Source organism: Pseudomonas synxantha BG33R (genome assembly GCF_000263715.2).
GTDB classification, from domain to species: Bacteria; Pseudomonadota; Gammaproteobacteria; order Pseudomonadales; family Pseudomonadaceae; genus Aquipseudomonas; species Aquipseudomonas synxantha_A.
This window is the reverse complement of the sequence record NZ_CM001514.1, coordinates 5828176-5842962: the sequence shown is the minus strand read 5'-3', so window position 1 is coordinate 5842962 and position 14787 is coordinate 5828176. Positions and strand designations below refer to the sequence as shown.

Genomic DNA, 14787 nt, shown 5'->3' with positions numbered 1-14787 from the left:
GACCGGGAGAGACAACACAATGGCACTTATCAGCATGCGTCAAATGCTGGACCACGCAGCCGAGTTCGGCTACGGCGTCCCAGCCTTTAACGTCAACAACCTTGAGCAGATGCGCGCCATCATGGAAGCCGCTGACAAGACCGACTCCCCTGTGATCGTCCAGGCTTCGGCCGGTGCGCGCAAATACGCCGGTGCCCCGTTCCTGCGTCACCTGATCCTTGCGGCCATCGAAGAATTCCCACATATCCCGGTGTGCATGCACCAGGACCACGGCACCAGCCCTGACGTGTGCCAGCGCTCCATCCAACTGGGCTTCAGCTCGGTGATGATGGACGGCTCCCTCGGCGAAGACGGCAAGACCCCAACCGACTACGAGTACAACGTACGCGTCACCCAACAAACCGTGGCCATGGCTCACGCCTGCGGCGTTTCGGTCGAAGGCGAGCTGGGCTGCCTGGGTTCGCTTGAAACCGGCATGGCCGGCGAAGAAGACGGCATCGGCGCCGAAGGCGTGCTGGATCACAGCCAGATGCTGACCGACCCGGAAGAAGCGGCCGACTTCGTCAAGAAGACCCAGGTCGACGCCTTGGCCATCGCCATCGGCACCAGCCACGGCGCCTACAAGTTCACCAAGCCACCTACCGGCGACGTGCTGGCTATCGACCGCATCAAGGAAATCCACAAGCGCATCCCCAACACCCACCTGGTGATGCACGGTTCTTCCTCGGTACCGCAAGAATGGCTGGCGATCATCAACCAGTACGGCGGCGACATCAAAGAAACCTACGGCGTACCGGTTGAAGAAATCGTCGAAGGCATCAAGTACGGCGTGCGCAAGGTCAACATCGACACCGACCTGCGCCTGGCATCTACTGGCGCAATGCGTCGCCTGATGGCCACCAACCCGAGCGAATTTGACCCACGTAAATTCTTCGGTGCCACCGTGACCGCAATGCGCGACGTGTGTATTGCTCGCTACGAAGCGTTTGGTACTGCGGGTAATGCTTCGAAGATCAAACCGATCTCGCTGGAAGCAATGTACCAGCGTTACCTCAAAGGTGAGTTGAACGCTAAGGTGAATTAAGCCTTATGCGTTTGAAGAGAAGCCCGCAGTGATGCGGGCTTTTTTTTAGCTGCGATTCCATCATGCTCATCGCCTGCGCGCCCTCTTCAGTCAAATAAAGTTGTTTCCCAGGTTTGTCGGCCATGCCTATAATTTCGAAAAGGCATAACCATTATTTCTAATTTATTTAAATAACTGTCAAGAATTACAGTGTCGAGCCCTGTCATCTTCCTTCAGTATGAGCTTTCAAGGAATCTAAAGGAGTGGCTGATAGTGAAAGGTGTCAATGCCGCAAAAGCGGTATCAGCTCGATCAACTATCAATGTGTTATTGCGTGTGATGGCAGTGATGAGTATGGCCGCCTCGATCGGACATGCATACGCGGCCACTACCTGTCCCACCAGCGAACAAGTCACCTCCACGGACCAACATGAATGATTGCCTGACACTTCGCTAACATAACCTGTTTAAAATTTGGCAGTGCTCGACGTCACGGTATTGGCGAGCTTCTTTAAAAAAATAACGAAGCATGTATTTATGAGGACTGGAATGATGGGGTGCAAGGGTATGAAACTATTGTTTCCAGCCGCTTTGGTTGGGCTGGCAGCTTTGGCCGGATGTGCTCGGCAGCATCCTGCAGCGGTATCAATGTGCCCGGCCATCGGTGCCATTCAGCAAGAGAAACAGGAGCAGGGCTATCGTTACGTCTCTGTTGCGCCGGGCGCTGGTTGGAGTGGAGAAAATCCCTATGCACAGGAGCCCTATCTGGCTGGATTGAAGTTCATTTCCGCCGGGATCAGACCCGGGCAAAACGGACCTTTTGTTGCCTGTGATTATGAGGGCCCTGAACATTTTGCCTTTCTGCGTATGTCCCGGCGTTTCTTGACGCTGCCACAACCGGTACAACCGAACTGGGACGATAATGCCTTCTGCAAGCCAGGCTCTGGCAATGTAGCTGATTGCAGGTTTCTCGGCTATTGAGCTAAAAAAGCTTCCCGAGTGTAGGTATTTACCCTCTCATTGGTAACTAGTTTCTAATTTCAATGTGCGTCGTTGACAGTGCCTCGGTTATTGTTTTGGATAGGTTTTATGGCTGTTCGGCCATGCATTCAATTGACGAACTTGTGGGAATTAGAATATGAGGTTAGGGAAGTTGCTCGCACTCACCTCTGTTGCATTTGCAACCGCTGTTGCGGGGCGTTTTGCGCTGGCGGAGGTCATGACAGCGACGATAGATGCCAAAGGGGAAGTCGTGAAGCAATCCCCCATTTGGATAAAACAAGTAGAGCGCTCTGCACATCCTGACTACTTCTCCGACTACAAAGTCAGGTTCGTACCCGGCGTTTTCAAAGAGGTTCCGTCATTTTGCTCGGTGTCGGTAGTTGATGTCCGTTCCGACGATCATATTTATTACGCGCATGCAAAGTTGGGAAGCATTCCGGCTATCAACTATGTCAACGTGCTGACACTGAAAGTAGGTGATAACAAACCAGCTGGGGATTCCTCGATGAGCTTTATGTTGATGTGTATCAAGTAACCTGATGTGACCCAGAAAGAACCCGCGCTGTCGGCGGCGTACACGCTGAGCAACCCGGCTTTGTTGAGGTTGATCACATAGGTGAAGCTCTTCTCCAGTGGCACGTTGGAGGCGACGATGATGACCTGGCTCTCGGCCTCGTCCGGGCGCATGCGCACCTTGGCGACGATGTTGCCGGTCTGGGTTTTTTCCTTGAACTGGTACTCCAGCTTGATCAGTGGTTTCTGGCTGTCATAGGCGTGGATCTGGCCGGATGAGGGCACCTGATTGACCGCCAGGGTGGCGCGCAGGAAGTTGTCGGCCTCGGGTAGGTCCAGTTGCGCAGGCGCCCGTCGGCGTAGGTTTCGCGCAGTTCGCTGCGTGGGTAAATGGCGTTTTCGGTGCGGGTGCCGGTCACGGGGGTCCAGAACTGCACGTCGCTGCTTTTGGCCTGAATTGCATCAGACGTAAGGTAATTGAAATGTCCGTCATAAGGGACATAATCAGATTAATTTAGTTGAAAGTTCGATATAGGTGACATTTTGCTCATCACGACCCCTCCGCTATTTGAAAAGTGAGTTGAGCGCTAAGGTGAGCTGAGCCTTAGGCGCTTAAAAAGAAGCCCGCAATAATGCGGGCTTCTTTTTAAGACGTTTGCTCACCCGGGGGGCTGGCCAAATCTAACCTTGCTTGTCCTCCTTTTTCCGCATTAGCGAATTTATATGTTCCGCTGATTGAATTGGCCCTGGCTCCGTCATGGTAGAGTGCTTTTACGTCACCGGTATGGCTGTCGGCACTTGTGATTGTCAAGTAACGAGGCTGAGTGGGATTGGCAGTTGTTTCCGGCATACGTTCCCATTGGATTAGGCATTGTTCATGATAAATTTCCCTATAACGTTTGATAAAGGATTAGCTTAAAGCGGCGCATTTTTTGTTGTGCCGTTTTTGTAAGGCTATAGAGAGTTGGTCTGCATGGCGCCTGTGAAATATGACAGTGTCTTATACTGTTTTGGAATTGAAAGTAAATGGCGGCAGATATACAGATAGGCCTCGAAATCTTGCGATTGAGCGAGAACGACCTATTTGTTGTACCTCGCTGAACGATAGGGTATGGAAAATTGGGCAGTTCCATGCTTGGCAGCAGAAAACAGTGTTAATGCATTTGTCTTCATAAAGGAAGGGAGGCGCAATCGAGTTGAACGCAATTACATTTGCGTTGCTTATTTCTAAATTGTATTAAAACCTGTCAATGTTGACAGTATCGCTAGTTAACGCTCTTGCGCATGCTTGGCTCACTCATCCAGGAAGGGGAATATGCTATGTCACATTCAACTCTTAAGTGGCTTCAGTTTTTTGCGGCGACGGGTGCGTTGATGCTGATAGGTAATGCACAGGCGGCGCAGTTATCTTGCCCAGATTCTTCAACTATCAAGGTTGTGAGCATTCAGTTTTCAGCTGGAGAGCAAGAGCAGCAATGGAGTGGCGAACAGCTCGTTGACGATTATTCTGGGGCTGAGGGCGTCAAGTTTCTGGGCGCAGCGATCAAACAAGGTGCAGACAGCGAAACGAAATTGCCTTATCACTACGTAATCTGTAATTACAGCGGGAAAGGCAAGGACGATTATTTTAGGTTGTCTAAGCGGTTTGTCTTGCCTCCCGTGGCTAACGGTTCTGGTTGGAATGAGCATAAAGAGTGTACAAATAGTAAAGTCACGGACTGTGCTTTTGAGCTGATGAACTCAAAGGGGCCTGCCAAGTTCACATTGCCTGTTCAGAAGTAGGGGCGGGGGATTTTCCAATCTTTCGTCGCCTCAAGAAAACCCGCAGAAATGCGGGTTTTTTGTGTCCGGGTTTCGATCAGCTTGGCGGTGATGTATCGAATCCACGGTGTTCAATGACCCGAAACACATCACTCACGTCCTGCACCAGAATGCGTGCGGTGTTGGCCACGTTGTTCAGGTCGCGCTCGGCAAAGTCCGGCAGGCTGGAGCAGGCCATCAGGTTCAGGTGTTCCAAAGCAGCGTTGAGGCGTTCGCGCAGGCAGGCGTGAAGGTCGAGCAGTGGGGCGTCGCTGTCGATGAGAAGCACGGGGTAGTCGGTGGCGGTTTCGGTGCAGGGGGTGAAACGGCGGGGTGGAAGCTGTTGGGTCATGGCAAATATCCTCGTATCTGAAAAGGACTACCGCCATTCGCTGCGAAACGAAGTGGGTGGTAGCTGTGCGCGGGTTCGCAGACCGAGGATACGAGGAACCCGGCAGACCCGGAGGTCTCCCACACACAGCCACCATAAAACAGACGACGGGCGCCGAAGCGCTCATCGTTGTATTCATGATGCTTGGTTACACACGTATCGTTAGGGCTGCGAAACCCTATCGCTGATCAACGCCAGCGACGGGGCGAACTATAAGCGGCGAGCTGGCTGACCGCAACGGTCCTGTAGGACGAACACCAGGCCCTCAGGCCACACAGGCCAAATGTGGGAGGGGGCTTGCTCCCGATTGCGGTGGGTTAGTCACAGCTATTGGAGCTGACACACCGCAATCGGCAGCAAGCCCCCTCCCACAGGGGATTTAATCGTCTGGATTTATCGGGGAATGATCCTTGGGCTTATCGGACGTTGCCTACTCGAAATAGGCTAATCCATTTACTCGTGATCAATATCCAACTTCGCAAACGTCACCCGCGCGCCTTCCTTGCTGTCCCCACTGTTGTCCTGCACATACACCCCCGCCTTGAAGTACAACGGCTTGTCGCCCCAGGCAGCGCCAATGCGTTCATTCCACTCGCTGTCGGCGGCGTACACGCTGAGCAGCCCGGCTTTGTTGAGATTGATAACGTAGGTGAAGCTCTTCTCCAGCGGCACGTTGGAGGCGACGATGATGACCTGGCTCTCGGCCTCGTCCGGGCGCATGCGCACCTTGGCGACGATGTTGCCGGTCTGGGTTTTTTCCTTGAACTGGTACTCCAGCTTGATCAGTGGTTTCTGGCTGTCATAGGCGTGGATCTGGCCGATAACGACTTTGCCGGAGGTGGGTACCTGGTTGACCGTGAGGGTGGCGCGCAGGAAGTTATCGGCCTCGGGGTAGGTCCAGTTGCGCAGGCGCCCGTCGGCGTAGGTTTCGCGCAGTTCGCTGCGTGGGTAAATGGCGTTTTCGGTGCGGGTGCCGGTCACGGGGGTCCAGAACTGCACATCGCTGCCTTCGGCCTGGAAGTATTGATCGTTGAAGCCACTCAGCAGCCTTGGGGTGTCGATGGTCGTGGGCGGGGAGCCGACCGGAATGCTCAGGTTCCAGGTGGAGAGGTCGATCATGGTGTTGGCCTTTTACAGAGGGTGAAAACGTTGGCCCAGAGGCCTTACCGGTTCTTTATAGGCGGTGCTGGTGCAATTGTTAAACAATCGCTGGCAATTAATTGGCGTCAGAGGAATGCCAAAAAGCCATGTTGCCCATGAGCCGCGGGCTGCAGGGCCTTACCGTTAGTCGGCTTCCTGGCTTTTGTTTCAATGAGGGCATCCACGTCACTTCTGCTTTTTTGGAACCGAGGCTAGAGTGAGCCCTCAGTATTTATCCGGGTTTGGTAACAGAACTGACCGGTGCAGCTCCCCAAGGAAGAGACGTAGCATGGATTGCGCTCCACACCCAGGCGATGCCAGTTCGGTCCTTTTGGTGGTCGATGACTACCCGGAAAACCTCGTCAGCATGCGTGCGCTATTGCAGTGTGAAGACTGGCGGGTAATGACCGCCGCTTCCGGCCTGGAAGCCTTGGAATTGCTGCTGGCCCACGACGTCGACCTGGTGTTGCTGGACGTGCGCATGCCCGGTATGGATGGCTTTGAGGTGGCACGTCTGATGCGTGGCAGCCAACGCACGCGCATGACGCCGATTATCTTCCTGACAGCCACTGCCCATTCACCCGACGCGGTGCTTGAAGGGTATGCCAGCGGTGCGATCGACTACCTGTTCAAGCCGTTTGACCCACTTATCCTCAAGCCCAAGGTGCAGGCGTTGCTGGATCACCAGCGTAATCGCCGCGCTTTGCAGCGCCTGAGCCATGACCTGGAACTGGCCCGCGCCTTCAATGCCTCGGTGCTGGATAACGCCGCCGAGGGCATTCTGGTGGTGGGCGAAACCAGTGTGATCGAATACGCCAACCCGGCCATTTCGCGGCTGCTCAATGCCACGATGGCCGAGTTGCAGGGGGAGAGTTTCCTCAGTTTTCTGCAAAAACCTCATGTGCCCACTTGGCTGGGCTTCCCGATGTACGAGGCGTATCGCAAGGGCCAGACGTGGCGCCAGCACGATGCCATTTTGCGTACGGGTCGCGGCCAGCAGGTGCCGGTGGCGTTATCCTGCGCGCCCTTGCCTGCCGAGCAGCAGGCGATGGTGGTGACAGTGCTGGACATGTCTGAAGTGCGCCACCTGCACCAGCAGCTGGAGTTCCAGGCCGTGACCGACCCGTTGACCGGGCTGCTGAACCGGCGGGGTTTTCATCAGGCGGTGGAGAATACGTTGCTGCGCGGCGAACGCAGCGAGCAGGCGCTGGTATTGCTGTACCTGGACCTTGATGGCTTCAAGCGGGTCAACGATACGTTGGGCCACGACGCCGGTGATCGTGTGCTGCGTTGGGTTTCTGAACAAATGCAGGCATGTCTGCGTTCCTACGACATTCTCGGACGCATCGGCGGGGACGAGTTCACCGCCTTGCTGGAGCTGGAGTTCCCCGAGCAGGCTGCGAAGATCGCGGAGAAGCTGATCGAGCGAGTGTCTGTGTGCCAGCAGGTCGACGGTCTGGATGTGATGCTCGGCGTCAGTATTGGCATTGCGACGTTTCCGGATTGCGGCTCGGACCTGAGCGGTCTGTTACGGGCAGCAGATATCGCTATGTACGAAGCCAAGCGCGCCGGACGTCAGCAGTATCGTTACTACGACCAGGAAATGAACGGCCGCGCCCGTTCGCGGCTGATGCTCGAAGACAGCGTACGCACAGCCATTGCGAACAAGGATTTCACCTTGGTGTACCAACCCCAGGTGTGCCTGGAAGATGGGCGTCTGCGCGGTGTCGAAGCACTGTTGCGCTGGCAGCATCCGAGTGTCGGCGATGTGCCACCAGGTTTGTTTTTGCCGCTGTTGGAAGAGGCGCGCTTGATCAGCCAGTTGAGCACCTGGATCTACCAGCAAGTCGCTGCCCAGCGCCAGGCCTGGCAAGCTACCTTCGACCCTGAGCTGGTGCTGAGCGTGAGCCTGAGCAGCAGCCAGTTCAATATGCCCAACCTGGCCAACCAACTGCAGCAGGTACTGGAGCGACATGGGCTGCGTGGGCGGCAGTTGGAGGTGGAAATCAGTGAAGACTGCCTGATGAATAACCTTGAGGAGTCGGCCAAACAGCTGCAGTTACTGCGCCGCATTGGCGTGCGTATAGCCCTGGATGACTTTGGTGCTGGCCACTGCTCCCTGGCCCATTTGCGCGATCTTGCGTTCGACACGCTCAAGCTTGACCCGCAGTTGGTGGCGCGCCTGCCAGGCTCGTCGCGGGATGCCGCAATGGCCCGCAGCATCATCCAGTTGTGTGGGCATTTTGATGTGTTGGTGATCGCTGAAGGCGTAGAGACCCTTGAGCAAACAGAATGGCTCAAGGCCAATGGCTGCACGTGTATCCAGGGGCCGTGGGCGGCGTTGCCGTTGATGGCCGAGGACGTTGCCGGCTGGTCGTACCCTCGCGTGCGTTGAATTCGCTACACTGGCGACCGTCCCATTTGCGTTGCACACCCCATGACTGCGTTGAAATACCTTCAGGCCTATCCCGCTGCGCTTCAGGAGCAAGTGCGTCAACTGATCGCCAAGGACCAGTTGGGTGCCTATCTGGAGCAGCGTTACCCCGAACGCCACACCGTGCAGAGCGACAAGGCGCTGTACGCCTACGCGCTGGCCCTGAAGCAGGAACACTTGCGCAACGCACCGTCCATCGACAAGGTGCTGTTCGACAACCGCCTGGACCTGACCCATCGAGCCTTGGGTTTGCACACCACGATTTCCCGGGTACAGGGCGGCAATCTCAAGTCCAAGAAAGAGATTCGCATCGCTTCGCTGTTCAAGGAGGCCGCCCCGCAGTTTCTACGCATGATCGTGGTGCATGAACTGGCGCACTTCAAGGAATCGGACCACAACAAGGCGTTCTACAAACTCTGCCAATACATGATGCCGGACTACCATCAGGTGGAATTCGACCTGCGGGTGTACCTTACCTGGCGCGATTTGCAGGGCAAGCCCTAACCACAAGGCGACAGACCATGGATGTGAGCAAGACCAAAAGCAGCTTCTATCGCCGCCTGTATGTGGCGTATTTGATCGACAGCCAATTGGCCAGCAGCGTCCCGGCGCTGACCGAGGCCACTGGTATGCCACGGCGCACGGCCCAGGACACGATTGCGGCGTTGGCTGACTTGGATATCGTGTGCGAGTTTGAGCAGGAAGAGGGGGCGCGTAATCACGCTGGGCATTATCGGATTCGTGATTGGGGTGCGATTGACCGGGGGTGGATCGCGGCCAATCTTGCGATGATCAAGCAGGTGTTGGGTTACCCCTGACATAGGTGGTGGCTGGGCTTGCCCCCGATGAGCATGGGTATCTACACAACTTTGGTGCGAAGCCGGACCCTGTGGGAGGGGCGGTGCGACGATTCGACTTGCTCCCGATGGCGGCCTTAGGGCCGACCAGGATGCCGGATCAAACCGAGTACATATCCGTTATTTAGGTAACGGCCACTTAGGGTTCCGCTCTGACAGCGGGTCACTTTGGAAAAGCCCCAAAGTAACCAAAGGGCTCTTGCCCCACCACTCGGCACCTCGCCTGGGCTCGGTGTGCCCGTAATCCGCCAGTGATTTGGGGGGCCGCCGCCACGCGCCATCCATGGCGCGGGGCGGCTAAACCGGCATCCCTGCCGGTTTACCCCCCAAATCCCTGTCGAATTCCGGCCAGCGTGGTTTAACGGGGCGCCCAAGATCAAAAGCAGATCAAGATCAAGAGCGGCTCGCTTCGCATCGTGGTTACTGGTGGCTGCTACGAAGTTGTGTAGATACCCATGCCCCCGATGAGGCCATCAAGCCCGCCGCATACCAATATGTGGAATATCGTCTTCCAGGTATTCCTCACCCACCACCACAAACCCATACCGTCCGTAATACCCCTGCAAATGCGCCTGGGCCGAGAGAAAAATCGGCATTTCTGGCCAGATACTCTCAATGCGCTTGAGCGCTTCCTCCATCATTTGATGCCCCAGCCCGGTGCCCCGTGCCACCGGCGCGACGATGACGCGGCCGATCACTACGTCGTCGCCCTGGGATTCAGGGTCCAGTAACCGCAGGTAGGCCACCAGCTCATCATCTTGCCAGGCCATCAAGTGGTGGGTATCGCCCGCCAGATCCTGGCCGTCGATGTCCTGGTAAACGCATTGTTGCTCGACGACGAAGACCTCGCTTCGCAGGCGCAGGATGGCGTACAGCTGTTCCTTGCCCAAGTCGTCGTGATGTTTGCAGACCCAATCGACCGTCATGATGTGTGCTCGTATAAAGACGTGCCAAGAATAGTAAGCGCGGCGGGCGCTGGTGTCTAAAATGGTAATTTTGTGAATGGCGTCAATTTGCCATCATTCGGCGCGGGCGCAGCGGGCTTCTTTGTGTAATCTGCAGTGCACGCTCATTGATGAGCTACTGTTATCAGGCCACTGCCTGCCCGCCAAGGACTTTGAGCATGCCGCGATTGACTCGTGCCGTTGCTTTGATCGCCGTGTTGTTACTGGCCCAACCGGTGTTGGCACAACGCCTGCGCCTGGTGGCGGATAGCTGGCCGCCGTTTACCGATGCCACCCTGATCAATGGCGGCCTGGCCACGGATATCGTCAGCACGGCCCTGGCCCGTGCGGGGTATGCCAGTGATTTTGACCAGGTGCCTTGGGCTCGCGCCTTGAAGGGGGTGGGTGATGGGCGCTACGACGTGCTGATCAACGCCTGGTACGACGAGGCCCGTACGCAGTTGGGGCAGTTTTCCCGCGAGTATTTGCTTAACCGTGTGCGCTTTCTCAAGCGTAGCGACGATCCCATTGCTTATCGCAACCTGACAGAACTGCACGACGAGAAGATCGCCGTGGTGCGCGGCTACGCCTACTCGGCAGCGTTTGACCAAGACACACTGTTGCAGAAAGTGCCGGTGCACAACTTTGCCATGGCCGTGCGCATGTTGGCGGCCCAGCGCGTGCGGTTGACGTTGGAGGATGAATACGTAGCGCGTTACTACCTGGCGCGGGAATCGCCGCGGGTGCGCAATGCTGTGGCGTTTGTGGGCGAGCCCTTGAGCCAGAACAGCTTGCATATCCTGGTCAGCCTGAAGAACCCCGAACACGCGCAGATTGTTGCCGGTTTTGATCGGGAAATTGCACGGATGAAGGCGGATGGCAGTTATGCGCGGTTGATGAAGGCGCATGGGATGTAGCGTCTGTGCGGGCCTCATCGGGGGCAAGTCGAATCGTCGCATCGCCCCTCCCACAAGGGAGCGGCATACACCAATCGAATGTGGGAGGGGCGGTGCGACGATTCGACTTGCCCCCGATAGCGGCCTAAGCCGCGCTGGTGTCTTTGATCAAGTGCGCGGCCAACGTGCGCAACGGCCCCAACTGCCGACAAATCAACGCCAACTGCGTTTGCACCAGCCGCTGCGCCTCATCGATCTCATCCGGCATTTGCTCCAACTCTGCCGCCAACCCTTCCTCGGCATCACTCTGGATCGCAATCGGCTGTTTGTTGGCCAGGCCGCTTGCGATCTCATCAATGCTTGCCGCCAGGCTGTTGCCTGCGCCTTCGATCAAATGCTCACGCACGTCGGCCGGAAGCTGGGTTTCGCGGTGCGCACCCAAACCCGACAAATAGCTGAGCAAGGTGTGTGACAGCACCAGAAAGCGAAAGCCTACGTCGGCCTCCTTACGAAAGTGCCCAGGCTCCATCAGCATATTCGCCAGCGTAGTGGATAGCGCGGCATCGGCGTTATGCGCGTTGCGCCGGGCCAGGCGGTAGGCCAGGTCGTCGCTCTTGCCGGCGGCGTATTGCTGCATGATCTGGCGCAGGTAGATGCTGTTGCAGGTCAGGGTGTTGGCCAGCACTTTGTTCAGGCGTCGGCCTTGCCAGTCGGGCAGGAACAGGAACACCGCCAGGCCCGCGATCAGGCTGCCAAGCAGGGTATCGAACAGGCGAGGCAGAAACAGCCCGTAGCCATCGCCCACCTGGTTGAAGCAGAACAGCACCATCAGGGTGATCGCTGCAGTCGCCAGGGTATAGCGCGTGGTGCGGTTGATAAAGAACACCAGGCCCGCAGCGATGGCGAACATCGATTGCACGACCGGGTTGGGGAACAAATCGAACAGCGCCCAGGCCACGGTCAGGCCGATGGCGGTGCCGATGATCCGCTGGCCGAGTTTGCGGCGGGTGGCGCCGTAGCTCGGCTGGCAGACGAACAGGGTAGTGAGGATGATCCAGTAACCTTGGGACGCGTGGATGGCGTGCAGGGTGCCATAGCCGATGGTCAATGCCAGTGACAGGCGCAAGGCGTGGCGAAACAGCAATGACGTCGGCGTGAGTTGGGTGCGCAGGCGCGTCCACATTTCCTTGAAGTTACGCGGGGCGCGGTCCAACAGGTTGCTGTCGGTAGCGTCGGCCAGGGCATCGGGGTTGCTGGCGTCGCCCAGCAGGCGGTCAAGGGTGGACAGGTTGGCGGCCAAGGCGCGCAACGAGCGTAACAGGCCACGCCAGGCGGGGTTGCTCTGGATGCGCAGGTGCTCCAGGGAGGCGTTCAGGTCGCCCAGGGCCTCGGCGAAGCTGTCGTCATAGATGAACGGTTGGCGCAGTTGGATCGACTCGGCCAGGGTCTGGCAGGCTTTGCCTTGCTGGCGCAGCAGGCGCTGGCAGCGAAACAGCACATCGCTGTGGAAAAAGGCATCGGTCAGGGCGTTGTACGGGTAGTGAGACGAACTGGCGCGTTCGTGGATGTCCTGGGCCAGGAAATACAGCTTCAGGTAACGGCTGACCTTCGAGCCCGGTCGACCATTGCCGACACGGTGCAGAATGATTTCCTTGGCCGCATTCAGCGCGGCGACCACCCGGCCATTTTGCTGGGCCAGTTCCAGGCGTCGGGCTTCCACATCCAGTTGGCGGATCGGCTCGAACAAGGATGACTTGAGCTTGAGATAGCGCCCCAGCTCACGGAACAACCGCGCCAGGCTCTGCTGCACCGGCTGGTTGGAAAACAGCGCCTGCCACAGCACTGACAGCACGCCGTACCAGGCGGCGCCGGCCACCAGCAGCAGCGGCTCATGCCAGAAGTCGGTGACGGCGCCGCCGCGTTGGTCCACGCCGATCATGGTATAGACCGACAGAATCAGGGTGGCCGAGGCAATCGCGCCATAGCGTTCGCCCAGCGCACCGAGCATGGTCAGGGAGAAACTGGCCAAAGCCAGGGCGATGGCAAAGATCCAGGGGTAGGGGAACAGCAATTCCACCGACAGCGCGGCGATGCTGAAACACACCAGTGTCACCGCCAGGGCGTTGAGGCGGCCCTGCCAACTGTCATCAGTCTCGGCCAGGGCGCTGGCGATAATCCCCAGGAACAGCGGGATCAACAGCGTCATTTCATCCTGGTACCAACACAGCGCCATGCTGCCGGTGAGGGCGATGAACACCCGTACGCTGTAGCTGAATTTATCCAGCGCCCACAGGCGCCGCATGGACTGCTTGAACGAGGTCGATGACATGAAGTCTGGAGTCTTCCGGGACGTTGTCGCTAAATTGAGCTATCAAGGACGCCACGGCAAGTGTGCTGATCACATCCAACCGCAAATTATTCAAGATCACTACAAAACCAATGTGGGAGGGGGCTTGCTCCCACATTTTTACCGCTTTATGTCAGGCGTATTGCGCGGCTGCGTAGCCCGACGCCCACGCCCACTGGAAGTTGAACCCGCCCAAGTGACCGGTCACATCCAGCACTTCGCCGATGAAGTACAGGCCAGGGCTTTTCAGTGATTCCATGGTCTTGGAAGATACTTCCCGCGTGTCCACTCCACCTAAGGTTACCTCGGCAGTGCGATAGCCCTCGGTGCCGGCCGGTACGAGTTGCCAGCTCCCAAGCTTTTGCGCGATATCGGCAATTTCAGCATGGGTGTACTGCTTCATCGGTTTGGATTCGAACCAGCTCTGGGCCAGCAGGTTGGCCATCTTCTTGGTGAAAATCTCCCCCAGCAGGGTCTTTAGCTCGCTGTTGGGATGCTCGGCCTGTTGCTGTTGCAGCCAGTCATGGGCGTCATGATCGGGCAACAGGTTGATTTCCACCGTGTCGCCGGACTCCCAGTAAGACGAGATCTGCAAAATCGCCGGCCCGCTCAGGCCACGATGGGTGAATAGCATGTTCTCGCGAAAGCTCTGGCCGTTGCAGCTGACCAGGCAATCCACCGAGGTGCCGGACAACTCGCTGCACAACTCCTTGAGCTGGTCGGTGATGGTGAACGGCACCAGCCCGGCGCGGGTCGGCAACAGTTCATGGCCGAATTGCCTGGCCACTTGGTAACCGAAACCGGTGGCGCCCAGTGTGGGGATCGACAAGCCACCAGTGGCAATCACCAGCGACTCGCAGTGCAACTCGCCGAGCGTGGTCTGCAATTGGTAACCGTTATCGAGCCTGGCGATTTCCTCGATGGAGGTGTCCAGGTGCAGGCTCACGCCGGTCTGGATGCACTCATCGAGCAACATGCCGAGGATGTCGCTGGACTTGTTATCGCAGAACAGCTGGCCGAGTTTTTTCTCGTGGTACGGCACGCCGTGCTTGGCCACCAGCCCAATGAAATCCCACTGGGTGTAGCGCGCCAGGGCCGACTTGCAGAAGTGCGCGTTATGCGAGAGGAAGTTGGCCGGCTCGGTGTACATATTGGTGAAGTTACAGCGGCCACCACCGGACATCAGGATCTTCTTGCCGGCCTTGTTGGCGTGGTCGATCAGCATCACTTTGCGCCCACGCCCGGCGGCGGTCAGTGCGCACATCAAGCCTGCCGCGCCGGCGCCAATGATCACAACTTCGGTCGAGCGCAAAACGGTGTCCTCATACAAATTCTGAATTGAAATACAGTCAAATGTGGGAGGGGGCTTGCTCCCGATGGCGGTGGTTCAGTCACATCTA

The 14787-nt window shown here is 57.3% G+C and carries 12 protein-coding genes and 1 pseudogene; 7 read left to right on the top strand and 6 right to left on the bottom strand.

Annotation, left to right across the window (positions count from 1 at the left end):
- Positions 1–19 precede the first annotated feature (19 nt).
- Positions 20–1084 carry a class II fructose-bisphosphate aldolase gene (fba, locus tag PSEBG33_RS02080; protein WP_003177554.1) on the top strand — a complete coding sequence of 355 codons (1065 nt, stop codon included), beginning with the start codon at positions 20–22 and terminating at the stop codon, positions 1082–1084.
- Between the two features lie 546 nt (positions 1085–1630).
- Positions 1631–2044: a DUF3757 domain-containing protein gene (locus PSEBG33_RS29450; RefSeq protein WP_157264191.1), complete on the top strand. Its 414-nt coding sequence runs from the start codon at positions 1631–1633 to the stop codon at positions 2042–2044.
- Between the two features lie 582 nt (positions 2045–2626).
- Here the strand turns inward: PSEBG33_RS29450 and PSEBG33_RS28095 are convergent.
- Positions 2627–3033, bottom strand: a pseudogene (locus PSEBG33_RS28095) (polysaccharide lyase family 7 protein); the annotation flags it as partial.
- An 865-nt stretch (positions 3034–3898) separates the two neighbouring features.
- Between PSEBG33_RS28095 and PSEBG33_RS02085 the strand changes: the two are divergent.
- Positions 3899–4360, top strand: coding sequence for a DUF3757 domain-containing protein (locus PSEBG33_RS02085; RefSeq protein WP_005792190.1), 462 nt, complete (start codon positions 3899–3901; stop codon positions 4358–4360).
- A gap of 76 nt (positions 4361–4436) precedes the next feature.
- Here the strand turns inward: PSEBG33_RS02085 and PSEBG33_RS02090 are convergent, their stop codons facing one another.
- Positions 4437–4730: a hypothetical protein gene (locus PSEBG33_RS02090; protein ID WP_005792189.1), complete on the bottom strand. Its 294-nt coding sequence runs from the start codon at positions 4728–4730 to the stop codon at positions 4437–4439.
- Between the two features lie 492 nt (positions 4731–5222).
- A complete protein-coding gene (locus PSEBG33_RS02095; RefSeq protein ID WP_005792188.1) occupies positions 5223–5888 on the bottom strand; it encodes a polysaccharide lyase family 7 protein in 666 nt (221 codons plus the stop codon).
- Positions 5889–6198: 310 nt separating this feature from the next.
- On the opposite strand from PSEBG33_RS02095, the gene PSEBG33_RS02100 reads away from it, so the two are divergent.
- Genes PSEBG33_RS02100 through PSEBG33_RS02110 form a run of 3 tightly spaced genes read left to right on the top strand, consistent with a single transcriptional unit; the run spans position 6199 to position 9161 of the window.
- A complete protein-coding gene (locus PSEBG33_RS02100; RefSeq protein ID WP_005792186.1) occupies positions 6199–8304 on the top strand; it encodes a putative bifunctional diguanylate cyclase/phosphodiesterase in 2106 nt (701 codons plus the stop codon).
- Between the two features lie 42 nt (positions 8305–8346).
- Positions 8347–8847 carry a M48 family metallopeptidase gene (locus PSEBG33_RS02105; protein ID WP_005792185.1) on the top strand — a complete coding sequence of 167 codons (501 nt, stop codon included), beginning with the start codon at positions 8347–8349 and terminating at the stop codon, positions 8845–8847.
- 17 nt (positions 8848–8864) lie between these two features.
- Positions 8865–9161: a winged helix-turn-helix domain-containing protein gene (locus PSEBG33_RS02110; RefSeq protein ID WP_005792184.1), complete on the top strand. Its 297-nt coding sequence runs from the start codon at positions 8865–8867 to the stop codon at positions 9159–9161.
- 512 nt (positions 9162–9673) lie between these two features.
- Here PSEBG33_RS02110 and PSEBG33_RS02115 read toward each other — a convergent pair.
- A complete protein-coding gene (locus PSEBG33_RS02115) occupies positions 9674–10126 on the bottom strand; it encodes a GNAT family N-acetyltransferase (protein ID WP_005792183.1) in 453 nt (150 codons plus the stop codon).
- 197 nt (positions 10127–10323) lie between these two features.
- On the opposite strand from PSEBG33_RS02115, the gene PSEBG33_RS02120 reads away from it, so the two are divergent.
- Positions 10324–11061 (top strand): substrate-binding periplasmic protein, encoded by a 738-nt coding sequence (locus PSEBG33_RS02120; protein WP_005792182.1) that lies wholly within the window; start codon positions 10324–10326, stop codon positions 11059–11061.
- Between the two features lie 124 nt (positions 11062–11185).
- Here PSEBG33_RS02120 and yccS read toward each other — a convergent pair whose 3' ends face one another.
- Together yccS and PSEBG33_RS02130 are read right to left on the bottom strand one after the other, a co-directional pair.
- Complete coding sequence (yccS, locus tag PSEBG33_RS02125; protein WP_005792181.1) at positions 11186–13369, bottom strand: YccS family putative transporter; 2184 nt, start codon at positions 13367–13369, stop codon at positions 11186–11188.
- Positions 13370–13520: 151 nt separating this feature from the next.
- Positions 13521–14699, bottom strand: coding sequence for an NAD(P)/FAD-dependent oxidoreductase (locus PSEBG33_RS02130; RefSeq protein ID WP_005792180.1), 1179 nt, complete (start codon positions 14697–14699; stop codon positions 13521–13523).
- Between the last annotated feature and the right edge of the window lie 88 nt (positions 14700–14787).